The following is a 14,851-nucleotide window of genomic DNA, read 5'->3' on the forward strand; positions in this document are numbered from 1 at the left end:
TCGAGGGCGACCGCAGCACGCCGGGCGGTGGCGACGGTGGGGTCGGTCACGCACCTCGGCGGCCGGTGTCGCCTCGCACGTCCGCCCCGGACCGGCGATGCGGGCCCGACACCCGGACTACCCTGACGCGATGACCTCACCGTCGCCCTCCCCGCTCCCCCCCGACGGCACCGAGGTCGGGGAGCCGGCATCACGCACGTGGGTCGAGTTCGACGACCCCGCCGCGGAGGACACGCGACTGCGGTGCGACCTCACGTGGCTCACGTCGGACTACCACTGCATCTTCGGCGCGGGGTGCCCCGGCATCGACGCCGACCGGCCCGACGACGGCTGCTGCGTCCTCGGCGCGCACTTCACCGACGAGGAGGACCGCGACCGGGTCGAGGCCGTCGTCCGCGACCTCACCGACGACGAGTGGGAGCTGCGTGAGGAGGCCCTTGCCGACGGGTGGACGGAGACGGAGGCCGGCGAGCTCAAGACCCGCGTCGTCGATGGCGCGTGCATCCTCCTCAACGGCCCGGGGGCACCGATGGGGGCGGGCTGCGCGCTGCATCAGCACGCCGTGGCGCATGGTCTCGAGCCGCACACGACGAAGCCCGACGTGTGCTGGCAGCTGCCCCTGCGGCGCACGTACCGCACGGTGACGCTGCCCGACGAGACGGAATACCTCGAGGTGTCGATCGGGGAGTACGTCCGCGGAGGGTGGGGCCCGGGCGGGCACGACCTCGACTGGTACTGCACGTCCTCACCACTCGCGCACACCGGCCGGAGCCCGTTGTTCCGCACGAACGAGGCGGAGCTCGTCGAACTCATGGGGCGGGCGGCGTACGACGTGCTCGTCCCCCTCGCCGAGGCGCACCTCGCCGGGATCGCCGCGTTGCGGGCCGTCCCCGAGGGTGCACGGCTCCTGCCGCTCGTCGTCCACCCGGCGACGCTCGCGGCCCGCGCCGCCGCAGGCACGCGCGACGGAGAGACGGAGTCGTGAGGCACGGGGAGGAGCTGCCCGTGGAGGGCGCCCTGCCGAGCCCGAACATCTGGAACGACGCCGACACCTACGAGGTGGAGAACCGCGCCGTCGACCGATCCGGGCTCATCGAGGCGGCGATGGAACGCATCGTCGCCGAGCACGCGTGGGCCGGCGGGCCGGGCAACTCGCACGGGGCGGCCGGCCCGACGGGGTCGCCCCATTCGTGGGGGCGGGTCCTCGACATCGGGTGCGGTGCGGGGTTCCACCTACCGCGGTGGGCCGAGCGCGCCGAACACGTCGTCGGGATCGAACCCCATCCCCCGCTCGTCGAGCGGGCCCGGCGGCGCGTCGCCGATCTCGGTCCGGAGCTCGCCGCCCGCGTCGACGTCCGTCGCGGCACCGCGCAGGACCTCCCGGTGGAGGCGGGCGTCGTCGACGTCGCGCACGCGCGGTGGGCGTACTTCTTCGGGCCGGGGTGCGAACCGGGACTCGCCGAGCTCGACCGCGTCATGGCGCCGGGCGGCGTCGCGTTCGTCGTCGACAACGACGCGTCGACCTCGACGTTCGGCTCGTGGTTCCGGCGGGCGTTCCCCGAGTACGACCCGGCTGCGATCACGCGCTTCTGGCGCCGGGCGGGGTGGACCCGCGAACCGCTTCTCGTCTCGTGGGAGACCGACACCCGCGAGGAGTTCGAGGCGATCGTGCGCATCGAGTTCACGCCCGACCTCGCAGGGCGCATCCTCGCCGAGCACCCGGGCACGTCCGTCGACTACGCCGTCGACCTGTGGTGGAAGGCGTACTGAGCCCTGACGGGCGACGACCGCACGGACACACGGCGCGAACACACCGCGTGCCCCGGAAGGGTTGTCGGCGGTCGCCCCTAGGGTGCGGGGCATGACGACGACGAGCTCCTCCCGCCGCAAGAGCGCACGTCAGCCGCAGTCCGGGCATCGGTGCACGGAGTGCGGGTGGACGAGCGTCAAGTGGGTCGGCCGCTGCGGCGGATGTGGGGCGTGGGGCACGGTCGTCGAGATCGACGGCGCGCCCGCCGGGCGCACCCGGGCCGCGGGGTCCGTGGCCCGGCCCGCGCAGCTCATCGCCGAGGTCGACGCCACCGCCGCCGAGGCGGCGAGCACGGGCGTCCCGGAGTTCGACCGAGTCCTCGGCGGCGGCCTCGTCAAGGGCGCCGTCGCCCTCGTCACCGGAGAGCCGGGCATCGGCAAGTCGACGCTGCTCCTCGACGTCGCGGCCCGGGCGGCACGCCTCGGCCGCACCGTCCTCTACGTCACGGGCGAGGAGTCCGCCGCCCAGGTGCGGTTGCGCGCCGAACGCATCGACGCGCTCGCCGACAACCTCTACCTCGCCGCCGAGTCCGATCTCGGCACCGCCCTCGCCCAGATCGAACGGCTCTCCCCCGACCTGTTCGTCCTCGACTCGGTGCAGACGATCAGCTCCACCGAGGTCGACGGCGCCGCGGGCAACGTGTCGCAGGTGCGGGAGGTCGCGGCGTCGGTCATCGCCGCCGCCAAGGAGCGCGACATGTCGACCCTCATCGTCGGTCACGTCACCAAGGACGGCGGCATCGCCGGCCCGCGCGTGCTCGAACACCTCGTCGACGTCGTCATCACCTTCGAGGGCGACCGCCACACGAGGTTGCGTCTCGTCCGCGCCGTCAAGAACCGCTACGGACCCACCGACGAGGTCGGCTGCTTCGACCTCGGCGAACGCGGCATCCTCGGCCTCACCGACCCGAGCGGCCTGTTCCTCTCGAGCCGCGACATGGAGGTGCCCGGCACGAGCGTCACCGTCACCCTCGAGGGGCGCCGCCCCCTCGTGTGCGAGGTGCAGTCGCTCATGACCCGCGCCTCCGCCGGGTCGCCGCGACGCACGACGAGCGGCCTCGACCACTCCCGCATCGCGATGGTCCTGGCCGTCCTCGACAAGCACGTCAAGATGCCCGTCGGCGAGTGCGACTGCTACGTCTCCACCGTCGGCGGGGTGCGCCTGTCGGAGCCCGCGAGCGATCTCGCCGCCGCCCTCGCGATGGCGAGCTCCCTCGCCGACCGGCCGCTGCCACGGGGCACGGTCGTCGTCGGGGAGGTCGGTCTCGCCGGTGAGCTGCGGCCCACCGCCGGGGTCGCACGCCGGCTCGCCGAGGCGGGTCGGCTCGGCTTCACGCAGGCCGTCGTGCCCGTCGGGTCGGTCGAGGCGGGCGACATCCCGCCCGGCCTCCAGGTGCACCAGGTGCAGCGCCTCGCGGACGCGGTGCGCGGCCTCATCGGATCCGGCCGGTAGACTCTGACAAAAGCCCTGCTCAGGCATGTCCGACGACACCACGCGGTGTCGCGGCACCCGCCTGGCAGCTACTGCAAGACGAATGCGGGCCGAACGGTGCGCGCCCCGCCGGGAGGAGAGTTCGTGGCCGAGATCGACGAGGAGCTGCGTCAGGCCCTTGCAGCAGTAGCCCCGGGCACGGAGCTGCGCGACGGCATCGAACGCATCCTGCGTGGCCGCACGGGCGCCCTCATCATCCTCGGCCACGACAAGGTCATCGAGACCATCGCCACCGGCGGGTTCCCCCTCGACATCGGATTCTCCGCGACGCGTCTGCGCGAGCTCGCGAAGATGGACGGGGCGGTCGTCGTCGACAAGGACGTGACCCGCATCCTCCGCGCCGCCACGCAGCTCCTGCCCGACGCCTCCATCGAGACGAGCGAGTCGGGCACCCGCCACCGCACCGCCGAGCGGGTGTCGACGCAGTCGGGCTTCCCCGTCGTGTCGGTGAGCCAGTCGATGCAGATCGCGGCGCTCTACCTCAACGGGCGCCGACACGTCCTCGAGAACGCGGCGACGATCATCAGCAAGGGCAACCAGGCGTTGCAGACCCTCGAGCGCTACAAGAACCGACTCGACGAGGTCATGGGCACCCTGTCCGCCCTCGAGGTCGAGGACCTCGTGACGATCCGCGACGTCGCCGCCGTGCTCCAGCGCCTCGAGATGGTGCAGCGCATCCGCGACGAGATCTCCGGCTACGTCGTCGAGCTCGGCACCGACGGCCGTCTGCTCTCCCTCCAGCTCGCCGAGCTCACGAGCGACATCGACCGCGACCGCGACCTCGTCATCCGTGATTACCTCAGCCCCTCCTTCGACCGCAGCCGCGAGGACGTCATCGAGTCGCTCGGCTCGCTGTCGCCGACGGCGTTGCTCGACCTCGCCTCGGGGAGCGCCGCGCTCGGGTACTCGACCGCGCCGGAGACCCTCGACGAGTCGGTGAGCCCGAACGGCTACCGCCTGCTGTCGAAGATCCCCCGCCTGCCCGGCGTCATCGTCGACCGGCTCATCGAGCACTTCGGCGGTCTGCAGCGGCTCCTCGCCGCGAACCTCGAGGAACTCCAGCGGGTCGACGGCGTCGGCGAGGGGCGCGCGCGTGCGGTCCGCGACGGCCTGTCCCGCCTCGCGGAGTCGAGCATCCTCGAACGCTACGTGTGAGCGCGTGGCGCGCCTGGCAGACTCCGGGGCCGTGACCGACCTCTCCCCCACCCGTCTCGCGACGCTTCACGACCGCGTCCTCACGTGGTTCGACCGGGCGGGCCGCGACCTGCCCTGGCGGCGTGAGGGGACGACGCCGTGGGGCGTGTTCGTCTCCGAGGTGATGAGCCAGCAGACGCCCGTGGCGCGGGTGGTGCCGGCGTGGGAGGCGTGGACGACGCGATGGCCGGCCCCGGCCGACCTCGCCGCGGACTCCCCCGGTGAGGCGGTGCGCATGTGGAACCGTCTCGGCTACCCGCGGCGTGCCCTGCGGCTCCACGAGGCCGCCGCGGCGATGGTCGAGCGCCACGACGGTGAGGTGCCGAGAGATCTCGACGACCTCCTCGCCCTGCCGGGGGTGGGCGCCTACACGGCGGCCGCGGTCGCGGCGTTCGCGTTCGGTCGGCGGGCGACCGTCGTCGACACGAACGTGCGCCGCGTCGAGGCCCGGGTCGTCTCGGGTTCGGCGCTGCCCGCCCCGGCGCTCATCCGAGCGGAGTCGACGCTCGCCACGGCGCTCCTGCCCGAGGACGACGAGGACGCGGCGCGGTGGAACGTCGCCGTCATGGAGCTCGGTGCGCTCGTCTGCACCGCGCGGGCGCCGCAGTGCGACGTCTGCCCCGTCGCCGACCTGTGCGCCTGGCAGCTCGCGGGCCGTCCCGCCTACGAGGGCCCCGCACGCCGCACCCAGTCGTGGGTGGGCACCGACCGGCAGATCCGCGGCCGGATCCTCGCCCTCCTGCGGCAGACCCGTGACCCGCTCACAGCCACCGAGATCGCCGCGGCCTGGCCCGACGACGAGGCCCGCCGCGATCGATGCCTCGCCGGACTCGTCGAGGACGGACTCGTCGAGGCACTCCCGGGCGACCGGTTCGCGCTGCCCGCCTGAACCTGTCGCCGGAGCCGATCCGACCCTGATCCTGGCACGTTCGCGCCTGGCGGAGAACGAGATCCGAGCAGTCGTTCGAGACGCGGCCACGTCGGCCGACGGGTGCGCGCCGGTCCTCCCCTGGGACCGCGCCCCTGCCAGAAAGGATCGACATGTCCCGTCGACTCACGACCGCGTTCGCGGTGGCCCTCGCCGCCACCACCTTCGGTGCCGGTGTCCCTGCCGCCTCCGCCACCCCCACCCACGAGGCGCCGCACTCGGTGTCCTCCTACGCCAAGGTCGACCGCCACACCCCCGGTTCGCGGGCGCTCGCCGAGGCGACGCAGCGTGCCGCCGAACTGCGGGCGACCGCCGACCGTCTCGCGGCGGGTGTCGCGACGACCGATGCCCGTGCCCTGCGCGTCGCCCGCTCCGCGGCCGCCACCGCTGTCCGCGCCGACCAGCGGGCCGTCGTCGCCGACCGCCTCGCCGACGAGGCCGAGGCGCTCGTCGCGAAGCTCTCCGGGCGTCGCCGACGCCACGCCCACGTGCCCGGGACCGGTTCGGTGGTCCCGGCACGTCCGCGTTCGACGGCCCGCGCATGAGCCGTCCGCGGGCCGTCCCGTCGGCTATCGTTCCCCCTCGTGCCCACCGCCACCGCCGCTTCCGCCACCGCGCTCCGGACGGGGTCGAACGGAGTCCCGGTCGTGCCGGTGAGGGCCTTCCTCGCGCTCGTCGCCGCCGGGTTCCGCCGCACGACGACGTACCGCCTCGCCGCGCTCGCGGGCGTCGTCGCGAACGTCACCTTCGGGTACATCCGTGGCGCGGTGCTCCTTGCCGTCGCGGGGGCCGCCACCGTGGCGAGCAGCGGGTACTCGGCCGACGGGCTCATGACGTACAACTGGCTCACCCAGGCCGCCCTCGGCCCCCTCGCGATCTGGGGCACGACCGAGATCACCGAACGCGTCCGCAACGGCGACATCGCCGTCGACCTCGCCCGCCCCGTCGGGCTCATGGGCACCTACCTCGCCCAGGACCTCGGCCGGGCCGGCGCGTCGCTGCTCCTCCGCAGCGTCCCGACCGTGCTCGTCGGCGCGCTCACCGTGGGGATGACGATGCCCGGCACGCCGGGGCCGTGGCTCCTCGGCGGGGTCGCCGTCCTCCTCGGGCTCCTCCTGTCGTTCCTCTCCCGGTTCCTCCTCCAGCTCGCGTCGTTCTGGATCGTCGAGACCCGCGGCCTGCAGACCCTCTACATGGTCGTCTCGGGCTTCTTCGCCGGGCTCGTGTTTCCGCTCGCGCTCATGCCCGCCCCGCTGCGGGTCGCCGCGGCCGCGACCCCGTTCCCCTCGATGCTCCAGCACCCCGTCGACGTCCTCTCCGGACGCATCACCGGGGGCGCCGCCTGGGAGCTCGTCGGCGTCCAGGTGCTGTGGCTGGTCGTCCTCGCCGTCGCGGGTCACCTCGTCCTCCGCGCGGGCACCCGACGCCTCGTCGTCCAGGGAGGGTGAGATGACTTCGCCCGCACACTCCTCTCCCGCCCGTTCCTCGCCCGCGCGATCCTCGCTCGCCCGCTCGGCGCGCGCCTACCGGGCGTTGATCCTCTCCCGCCTCCGCAGTCAGCGGGTGTACACGACGTCCTTCGCGCTCGACGTCGTCGGATCGCTCCTCACGGGCGCCGTCGAGTTCGCCGAGGTGTGGATCGTCTTCCACAACGTCCGCTCCCTCGGCGGGCTCACGTTCGCCCAGATCTGTCTGCTCTTCGGCATCGCCCACACGGGGTTCTCGTTCTCACAGGTGGTCTTCGGGCACGTCGACCGCATCACCCGTTACCTGCGCGCCGGCACCCTCGAGGCGTTCTACCTCCGCCCGCTCTCGCTCCTCGGCCAGCTCGTCACGAGCGAGGTCGCGCTGCGGCGGCTCGGCTGGGGCGCGCTCTCGGTCGTCGTCCTCGGGTGGGCCCTCGTCGCGGTCGACCTCGCGTGGACCCCGGCGAAGGTCGTCCTCCTCGTCTCCTCGATCGTCTCGGCGGCGGCCCTCTTCGGGGCGCTGTTCGTCGCGGCGGCGGGGCTCCAGTTCTTCCTCGTCGACGGGGAGGAGATGACGAACGCCTTCACGTACGGCGGCCGGCACGCCTCGCAGCAGCCCGCGTCGATCTTCGGCCCTGGCCTCGTCACGGCGTTCGTCTTCGCCGTCCCCGTCGCGTTCACCGGGTACGTGCCCACGCTCGGGCTCCTCGACCTGCCCGCCCCGACGGCGCTCCCCTGGCTCGGCGCGGAGGCGGCGTGGCTCTGCCCGCTCGTCGCGGCGTGGACGTGGGTCGTCGCGCTCACCTGCTGGCGCATCGGCACCCGACACTACCAAGGAGGCGGCGGATGACGCCCGTCATCGAGACCCGTTCCCTCACGCGGGAGTTCCACGTCCGCACCCCGGGGCGCCGCTTCGGTCGGACGACGGTGACGGCCCTGTCCGACCTCACGATCACCGTCGACGCAGGGGAGGCCGTGGGGTACATCGGCGCGAACGGCGCGGGCAAGTCGACGACGATCAAGATGCTCACCGGCATCCTCACCCCGACGGCCGGGGAGGTGCGCACGTGCGGCCTCGACCCGATGCGGCGTCGCCGCGACCTCGCCCGGCGCATCGGCGTCGTCTTCGGGCAGCGGAGCCAACTGTGGTGGGACCTGCCGCTGCGTGACACCTACCCCGTCCTCGCGGCGATCCACGGGCTCCCCACGGCGGAGGAACGCCGCCGCACCGTCGAACTCGTCGACGCGCTCGACCTCGGTGCGTTCCTCGACACCCCCGTGCGGCAGCTCTCCCTCGGGCAGCGGATGCGGGGCGAGCTCGCCGCCGCGCTACTCCACTCCCCCGAGCTGGTGATCCTCGACGAGCCGACGATCGGTCTCGACGTGCTGAGCAAGGCCCAACTGCGCGAGTTCCTCCGCGCCGAACGTGCGGCCCGCGGCACGACACTGCTCCTCACGACCCACGACATGAGCGACATCGAGCACCTCTGCGAGCGGGTCCTCCTCGTCGACTCGGGTCGCCTCGCACACGACGGCGACCTCGCATCCCTCGCGCGGACCGTCGGCGCAAAACGCGTCCTCGTCGTCGACCTCGCGACGCCGCACCCCCGGCTGCCCGTCCTCACCGACGGGGCCGGGGCGCCCCTCACGGTCGACCACGTCGGTTCCGAGGGCGGCGGCCTGCGGCACCGGTTCGCGTTCGACACGGCCCGGACGTCGGCCGCCGCCGTCCTCACCGCCGTCTCCGCGCACGCGGAGGTCCGCGACCTCGCCATCGAGGAGCCCGACATCGAGGACGTCGTCCGGCACGTCTACTCCGCAGGCCTGTCGGGCGCCTGACTCCCCCGAGGGGGAGACGGCCGGACGCGCGAGTGCCGAACGAGACGTCGCGCGGGCGGTCGACCTGCGGTGACGGGAATCCACCCGACACCGGCGCCGTCGACCCGACATCGCGACACCCCACCCGAGCGCGCACGCTCCTGCCATCCGATCTGCGCACCGCACCCCACGAATCCACCGATCCCCACCGTCACATCGGGTGGGACCCGAGACGCGCGGCGGACGCGCCCGGTGAGGGCCTCATCGATGGACAGGCGTCGGTCGGCGCGCGGCGGCCATCGGCGGTCGGCAGGGGTCGGCGGTCGGCGATGCCCGAGCAGCGGGGCCGGGCACCTACCCCTCGTGCTCGACGCGGACGCGGCGGGGCGGGGTGAAGGCATGGATCGCGAGGAGGTCGGGGATCTCGGCGACGCCCGGACCGCCCGCCTCGAGCCACGAGGAGACGGCGTCGAGGACGTCGGGGTCGTGCACGTCGCGCAGCCAGCAGGGTCGGCCACCGGCGCGGCGTCCCTCGGCGGAGGGTCGGACGACGGTGACGCTGTCGCCCTCGCACACGTCGAAGCAGTCGACGCCCCGCGTCGGCACCTGCCCACCGAGGCCGCACAGCGGCACCCGGCCGACGACCTCACGCCCGTCACCGGCCCAGCACTCCTGGCAGACGGCGACGTTCGGCGTCGACGGGGTCACCGCCCGGGCACTCCCCGAACCCACGGATTTCCCGCGGGTCCTGCGTCTGCTCACAGGATCCTGAGCATCCGCGTGTTGCCGAGGGTGTTCGGCTTGACGCGTTCGAGGTCGAGGAACTCGGCGATGCCCTCGTCGTAGCTGCGGAGGAGCTCGGCGTAGACCTGCGGTTCGACGGGGATGCCCTCGATGGGTTCGAACCCGTGCCGACCGAAGAACTGCGTCTCGAACGTGAGGCAGAAGACGCGGGCGACTCCGATCTCCCGGGCGTCATCGAGGAGCTGCCGGAGGATCGCCGAGCCGGCGCCCGTGCCGAGCTGGTCGTCGCGCACGGTGAGGGTGCGGACCTCCGCTAGGTCCTTCCACATCACGTGGAGCGCACCGCAGCCGACGACGTCGCCGGCCGCGTCGCGCACGACGCGGAACTCGGGGAGGTTCTCGTAGTAGGCGACCCGTTCCTTGGCGAGGAGGATCCGCTTGCCCGCCTGGGGCTCGACGAGGGCACGGATGCCGTCGACGTCGCTCGTGCGGGCACGGACGACCTCGACCGGTGGGCGGCTCACGCGCGGCGTCCCGGCGTCGCGGGCATCGCACGCTTGTGGGCGGTGCGGCGGTACCAGCCGGTGATCGTCGCTTCCGCCTCGGCGGAGACGTCGCCGCCCTCGAGGTAGGTGTCGACGTCGGCGTAGGCGACGCCGAGGGCCTGCTCGTCGGGCAGGAGCGGCTTGTCGGATTCGAGGTCGGCCGTCGGCACCTTCTCGACGACACCCTCGGCCGCGCCGAGGTGGCGGGCGATCTCGCGGACCCGACGCTTGGTGAGTCCCGTGAGCGGGGTGAGGTCGGCAGCCCCGTCGCCGAACTTCGTGTAGAACCCGACGACGGCCTCGGCGGCCTGGTCGGTGCCGACGACGAGCATGCCGCGGGCCCCGGCGACGGTGTACTGGGCGATCATCCGTTCGCGGGCCTTGACGTTGCCGCGGACGAAGTGGGCGTTGCCCCGCTCGGGCATCCCGGCGGCGAGGCACGCCTCCCACATCGCGTCGGTGGAGGGGGCGATGTCGACGGTGAGGGTCTCGTCGGGGCGGATGAACGCGAGAGCCGCCTGCGCGTCGGCCTCGTCGGCCTGGACGCCGTAGGGCAGACGCATCGCGACGAACGTCGCGTCACCGCCGCCGGCACGGACCCGCTCGCAGGCGAGCTGGCAGAGACGACCGCCGAGGCTCGAGTCGACACCGCCGGAGATGCCGAGGACGTACCCCTTCACGTCGGTGCGTCGCAGGTAGTCGGCGAGGAACCCCACCCGGTGCTCGATCTCCGCCGCGGCGTCGAACGTCGCGGGGTCGATCACCTCGAGCTCGTCGATGATGCGCTGCTGCAGTTGTCGGTCGACCATGCGCCAAGTCTCCCGCCCCGGTGGCGACGGACAAAATGCCGCCACGCGGGCATCGGGGGCGGCCGACACGGGTGGTGACGACGCGCCGAGGGTCAGTGGAGGAGCTTGAGCCCGACGATGCCGCTGATGATGAGGCCGAGGCAGAGGATGCGGGCCGCGGTGGCGGGTTCGCCGAGCACGGCCATGCCGTAGACGGCGGTGCCGATGGCGCCGACGCCCGTCCACATCGCGTACCCGGTACCGACGGGGATGCTGCGGAGTGCGACCGCGAGGCCGCCCATCGACGTCGCGCAGCCGAGGACGAACACGAGCGCGGGCAACGGCCGCCGGAGTCCGTCCGAGGCGGCGAGGGCCGTCGCCCACACGGTTTCGAAGAGTCCCGAGACGACGAGCACGATCCAGGGAAACACGCCGCACCTCCACTTGCGACACCGTCGTCGTCACCGGGTACGGCGTGCCACTCGTCCGGGCCGTGCCCGTGGGCCGGGCCTGCCGTCCACATGTAGCACGGCGGCGTTCCTCGACGCGAGGCCCGATCGGGACGTGCACAGGGGAGGTCGTGGAAGACCGCGCCGGCCGCTCCCTCATCCACGGGGTCGTCGCCCCGATCGTCCGACCTGCCCGCCCTCTGCGAATGAGTGATCGTCGTGTCTCCACTCCCTCGCCGCGCGGTTCGTGCTCGGGGCGGCGGGGCCCGATGAGGCCTCCCGCCGCGAGTTCCTCCGGGGCCTCATCGCCCGGGTGGGCGAGGACCGGACGATGGCCGAGACCGGCCCGATGCACGCACGGGCCGGACTCGACCACTCGACGTCGGTGGCCGCCGACGGGTCGTCGGTTCGCGACCGACCCGCGCGGAGGTGGCATGGCAGGCGCGGGCCCCGCGGACTCCCCCGTGTTCGCCGCGGCGGAGCTGTACGAGCGGATCTCGTGCCCGATGTGGTTCGTCCACACCGACGACGGCCCGTACGCCGACCTGCTGCCCGGCCTCGAACGCACCGCCGCCCGCCCGGGGCGTCGTCTCGTCCGCCTCGACGCGGGCCTCCACGTCGAGCAGACCTACCCCGGCGAGGTCGCCCGGATCGTCCTCGACCTCCGGCCCTCCCTCGGAGGCTGAACCCGCCCCGCCCGGCCGGCGGATCGGCCCCCTCACGCGACGACGCCGACCCCCTTTCCTAGGGAGTCGGCGTCGTCGTCGTGTGGTGCCGGGGCGAACGCCCTCGGGTCGGATCAGGCGAGGGCCTGACCACCCTCGGGGCCGCCTGCAGGCGGGGCCTGCGGGCTCGGCGGGGTCGACGGCGTCTCGTCCGTCGAGGCCGCACCGCCGGGGGTGCCGTGGATCTGGTCGGCGGCGTCGTGGTCGCTGCCCTCGGCGTGGTCGGGCAGCGGGGCGTCGCCGAAGTCCTTCTTCGTTCCCTGGAACGTGAAGGTGGCGGAGTCGCCCTCGCCCTCGACGTCGACGGAGACGAGTTCGCCGGAGCCGATCTCGCCGTAGAGGATCTTCTCCGACAGCATGTCCTCGATGTCGCGCTGGATCGCGCGCCGCAGCGGACGAGCACCGAGGACCGGGTCGTAGCCGCGCTTGGCGAGGAGCTTCTTGGCCGCGGGCGTGAGCTCGACGCCCATGTCCTTGTCCTTGAGGCGCTCGTCGAGGCGACCCACCATGAGGTCGACGATCTGCACGATCTCGTCCTCGGACAGCTGCGGGAACACGACGATGTCGTCGACGCGGTTGAGGAACTCGGGGCGGAAGTGCTGCTTGAGCTCGTCCTGCACCTTGTTCTTCATGCGCTCGTAGTTGCTGCCCTGGTTGCCGTCGGGTGCGAACCCGAGCGAGACGGACTTGCTGATGTCCCGCGTACCGAGGTTCGTCGTCATGATGATGACGGTGTTCTTGAAGTCGACGACGCGACCCTGGGCGTCGGTGAGGCGCCCGTCCTCGAGGATCTGCAGCAGGCTGTTGAAGATGTCGGCGTGCGCCTTCTCGACCTCGTCGAACAGCACGACCGAGAACGGCTTGCGCCGCACCTTCTCGGTGAGCTGGCCGCCCTCCTCGTAGCCGACGTACCCGGGCGGGGAGCCGAACAGCCGCGAGACGGTGTGCTTCTCGGCGAACTCGCTCATGTCGAGGGTGATGAGGGCGTCCTCATCACCGAACAGGAACTCGGCGAGCGCCTTGGCGAGCTCGGTCTTACCGACACCGGTGGGGCCGGCGAAGATGAACGAGCCACCCGGGCGACGCGGGTCCTTGAGGCCCGCACGGGTGCGGCGGATCGCCTGGGAGAGCGCCTTGATCGCGTCGTCGTTGCCGACGATGCGCTTGTGGAGCTCGTCCTCCATGTTGAGCAGTCGGGTCGACTCCTCCTCGGTGAGCTTGAACACCGGGATGCCGGTGGAGGCCGCGAGCACCTCGGCGATGAGGTCCTCGTTCACCTCGGCGACGACGTCCATGTCGCCGGCCTTCCACTCCTTCTCGCGAGTGTTCTTGGCCTCGATGAGCTGCTTCTCGTCGTCGCGGAGCTTGGCCGCCTTCTCGAAGTCCTGCCCGTCGATGGCCGCCTCCTTCTCGCGGCGCACGTGGGCGATCTTCTCGTCGAACTCGCGGAGGTCCGGCGGCGCGGTCATGCGCTTGATGCGCAGGCGCGCGCCGGCCTCGTCGATGAGGTCGATGGCCTTGTCGGGCAGGTACCGATCGTTGATGTACCGGTCGGCCATGTTCGCGGCGGCGACGAGGGCACCGTCGGTGATGGAGACGCGGTGGTGCGCCTCGTACCGGTCGCGCAGACCCTTGAGGATCTCGATGGCGTGCGACAGGGTCGGCTCGGCCACCTGGATCGGCTGGAAGCGGCGCTCGAGGGCCGGGTCCTTCTCGATGTGCTTGCGGTACTCGTCGAGCGTCGTCGCACCGATCGTCTGGAGCTCACCGCGGGCGAGCATCGGCTTGAGGATGCTGGCGGCGTCGATCGCGCCCTCGGCGGCACCCGCACCGACGAGGGTGTGGATCTCGTCGATGAACAGGATGATGTCGCCGCGGGTGCGGATCTCCTTGAGGACCTTCTTGAGGCGCTCCTCGAAGTCACCGCGGTAGCGCGACCCGGCGACGAGGGCGCCGAGGTCGAGCGTGTAGATGTGCTTGTCCTTGAGGGTCTCGGGGACCTCGCCCTTGACGATGTCCTGCGCGAGGCCCTCGACGACGGCCGTCTTTCCGACGCCGGGCTCACCGATGAGGATCGGGTTGTTCTTCGTGCGGCGCGAGAGCACCTGCATGACCCGCTCGATCTCCTGCGCACGACCGATGACCGGGTCGAGCTTGCCCTCACGCGCGGCCTGGGTGAGGTTGCGGCCGAACTGGTCGAGGACGAGGGAGCCCGCGGGGGTGCCCTCGCCGGAGGTCGACTGCCCGCCGACGCCCGCGGCCGCAGTCTCCTTGCCGCCCTGGTAGCCCGAGAGCAGCTGGATGACCTGCTGGCGCACACGGTTGAGGTCGGCGCCGAGCTTCTGCAGCACCTGGGCGGCGACGCCCTCGCCCTCACGGATGAGGCCGAGGAGGATGTGCTCGGTGCCGATGTAGTTGTGCCCGAGCTGGAGTGCCTCGCGGAGGCTCAGCTCGAGGACCTTCTTGGCACGGGGCGTGAACGGGATGTGCCCGCTGGACGCCTGCTGGCCCTTGCCGATGATCTCCTCGACCTGCTCACGGACGGCGTCGAGGGAGATCCCGAGGCTCTCCAGGGCCTTGGCGGCGACGCCCTCACCCTCGTGGATGAGGCCGAGCAGGATGTGTTCGGTGCCGATGTAGTTGTGGTTGAGCATGCGCGCTTCTTCCTGCGCAAGCACGACCACGCGTCGGGCCCGGTCGGTGAACCTCTCGAACATGAATACTCGCTCCTCGCTATCGAGATCACTCGATGCTATCTGTGCTCGTTGCGCATCCTCGACTCATGTTGTGTGCCCGGCATGGCGGGCCCTCATGCATGAGGACGAGGACGGTCTCGGGGTGTGCAACGCGATGGGTGGCAGGCATGTTCCCCGGGGAGGGGGTGAGCCTGTCC

Annotated in this window: 15 protein-coding genes; 10 read left to right on the forward strand and 5 right to left on the reverse strand. The window is 72.3% G+C overall.

Translation table 11 applies throughout. The annotated features are described in order from the left end of the window. Window positions 1–130 precede the first annotated feature (130 nt). The 9 genes from MOPEL_RS08375 (at window position 131) to MOPEL_RS08415 (ending at window position 8,728) form a co-directional block, all read left to right on the forward strand. Complete coding sequence (locus MOPEL_RS08375) at window positions 131–985, forward strand: DUF3109 family protein (protein WP_141631260.1); 855 nt, start codon at window positions 131–133, stop codon at window positions 983–985. 20 nt (window positions 986–1,005) lie between these two features. Next, window positions 1,006–1,770, forward strand: a complete 765-nt coding sequence (locus MOPEL_RS08380) for a class I SAM-dependent methyltransferase (RefSeq protein WP_009482454.1) — start codon at window positions 1,006–1,008, stop codon at window positions 1,768–1,770. Between the two features lie 91 nt (window positions 1,771–1,861). Continuing rightward, entirely contained in the window at window positions 1,862–3,262 is a 1,401-nt protein-coding gene (radA, locus tag MOPEL_RS08385) for a DNA repair protein RadA (protein ID WP_009482455.1), read from the forward strand. 123 nt (window positions 3,263–3,385) lie between these two features. Continuing rightward, a complete protein-coding gene (disA, locus tag MOPEL_RS08390) occupies window positions 3,386–4,456 on the forward strand; it encodes a DNA integrity scanning diadenylate cyclase DisA (protein ID WP_009482456.1) in 1,071 nt (356 codons plus the stop codon). A gap of 31 nt (window positions 4,457–4,487) precedes the next feature. Further along, the gene (locus MOPEL_RS08395; RefSeq protein ID WP_040633655.1) at window positions 4,488–5,384 is read left to right on the forward strand and encodes an iron-sulfur binding domain-containing protein; all 897 of its coding nucleotides are present in this window, start codon (window positions 4,488–4,490) and stop codon (window positions 5,382–5,384) included. Window positions 5,385–5,536: 152 nt separating this feature from the next. Then, the gene (locus MOPEL_RS08400) at window positions 5,537–5,968 is read left to right on the forward strand and encodes a hypothetical protein (protein WP_009482458.1); all 432 of its coding nucleotides are present in this window, start codon (window positions 5,537–5,539) and stop codon (window positions 5,966–5,968) included. 39 nt (window positions 5,969–6,007) lie between these two features. After that, the gene (locus MOPEL_RS08405) at window positions 6,008–6,871 is read left to right on the forward strand and encodes an ABC transporter permease (protein WP_245544747.1); all 864 of its coding nucleotides are present in this window, start codon (window positions 6,008–6,010) and stop codon (window positions 6,869–6,871) included. 1 nt (window position 6,872) lies between these two features. After that, window positions 6,873–7,739 (forward strand): ABC transporter permease, encoded by an 867-nt coding sequence (locus MOPEL_RS08410; protein ID WP_009482460.1) that lies wholly within the window; start codon window positions 6,873–6,875, stop codon window positions 7,737–7,739. Beyond that, window positions 7,736–8,728 (forward strand): ABC transporter ATP-binding protein, encoded by a 993-nt coding sequence (locus MOPEL_RS08415; RefSeq protein ID WP_009482461.1) that lies wholly within the window; start codon window positions 7,736–7,738, stop codon window positions 8,726–8,728. Before MOPEL_RS08410 ends, MOPEL_RS08415 begins: the two co-directional genes overlap by 4 nt. A gap of 333 nt (window positions 8,729–9,061) precedes the next feature. On the opposite strand, the gene MOPEL_RS08420 is transcribed toward MOPEL_RS08415, so the two are convergent. The 4 genes from MOPEL_RS08420 to MOPEL_RS08435 form a co-directional block, all read right to left on the reverse strand. Then, complete coding sequence (locus MOPEL_RS08420; RefSeq protein WP_040633615.1) at window positions 9,062–9,415, reverse strand: hypothetical protein; 354 nt, start codon at window positions 9,413–9,415, stop codon at window positions 9,062–9,064. Window positions 9,416–9,465: 50 nt separating this feature from the next. Further along, window positions 9,466–9,975: an amino-acid N-acetyltransferase gene (locus MOPEL_RS08425; RefSeq protein WP_009482463.1), complete on the reverse strand. Its 510-nt coding sequence runs from the start codon at window positions 9,973–9,975 to the stop codon at window positions 9,466–9,468. Next, the gene (gene nadE / locus MOPEL_RS08430) at window positions 9,972–10,805 is read right to left on the reverse strand and encodes an NAD(+) synthase (protein WP_009482464.1); all 834 of its coding nucleotides are present in this window, start codon (window positions 10,803–10,805) and stop codon (window positions 9,972–9,974) included. The genes MOPEL_RS08425 and nadE overlap by 4 nt, the downstream gene beginning before the upstream one ends. Window positions 10,806–10,897: 92 nt before the next feature. Next, a complete protein-coding gene (locus MOPEL_RS08435) occupies window positions 10,898–11,215 on the reverse strand; it encodes a DMT family transporter (RefSeq protein ID WP_009482465.1) in 318 nt (105 codons plus the stop codon). A 452-nt stretch (window positions 11,216–11,667) separates the two neighbouring features. Between MOPEL_RS08435 and MOPEL_RS08440 the strand changes: the two genes are divergently transcribed. Further along, window positions 11,668–11,919: a hypothetical protein gene (locus tag MOPEL_RS08440; protein ID WP_009482466.1), complete on the forward strand. Its 252-nt coding sequence runs from the start codon at window positions 11,668–11,670 to the stop codon at window positions 11,917–11,919. A 113-nt stretch (window positions 11,920–12,032) separates the two neighbouring features. Here the strand turns inward: MOPEL_RS08440 and MOPEL_RS08445 are convergent, their stop codons facing one another. After that, window positions 12,033–14,675, reverse strand: a complete 2,643-nt coding sequence (locus MOPEL_RS08445) for an ATP-dependent Clp protease ATP-binding subunit (protein ID WP_009482467.1) — start codon at window positions 14,673–14,675, stop codon at window positions 12,033–12,035. Window positions 14,676–14,851 lie beyond the last annotated feature (176 nt).

It is taken from the genome of Mobilicoccus pelagius NBRC 104925 (genome assembly GCF_000247995.1).
Classification (GTDB): domain Bacteria; phylum Actinomycetota; class Actinomycetes; order Actinomycetales; family Dermatophilaceae; genus Mobilicoccus; species Mobilicoccus pelagius.

What these genes read in the sequence shown, in the direction of transcription:
- MOPEL_RS08400 (WP_009482458.1), top strand. Translation starts at nt 5,537, where the DNA reads ATGTCCCGTCGACTCACGACCGCGTTCGCGGTGGCCCTCGCCGCCACC.
- MOPEL_RS08445 (WP_009482467.1), bottom strand. Translation starts at nt 14,675, where the DNA reads ATGTTCGAGAGGTTCACCGACCGGGCCCGACGCGTGGTCGTGCTTGCG.
- nadE (WP_009482464.1), bottom strand. Translation starts at nt 10,805, where the DNA reads ATGGTCGACCGACAACTGCAGCAGCGCATCATCGACGAGCTCGAGGTG.
- MOPEL_RS08440 (WP_009482466.1), top strand. Translation starts at nt 11,668, where the DNA reads ATGGCAGGCGCGGGCCCCGCGGACTCCCCCGTGTTCGCCGCGGCGGAG.
- MOPEL_RS08375 (WP_141631260.1), top strand. Translation starts at nt 131, where the DNA reads ATGACCTCACCGTCGCCCTCCCCGCTCCCCCCCGACGGCACCGAGGTC.
- radA (WP_009482455.1), top strand. Translation starts at nt 1,862, where the DNA reads ATGACGACGACGAGCTCCTCCCGCCGCAAGAGCGCACGTCAGCCGCAG.
- MOPEL_RS08415 (WP_009482461.1), top strand. Translation starts at nt 7,736, where the DNA reads ATGACGCCCGTCATCGAGACCCGTTCCCTCACGCGGGAGTTCCACGTC.
- MOPEL_RS08410 (WP_009482460.1), top strand. Translation starts at nt 6,873, where the DNA reads ATGACTTCGCCCGCACACTCCTCTCCCGCCCGTTCCTCGCCCGCGCGA.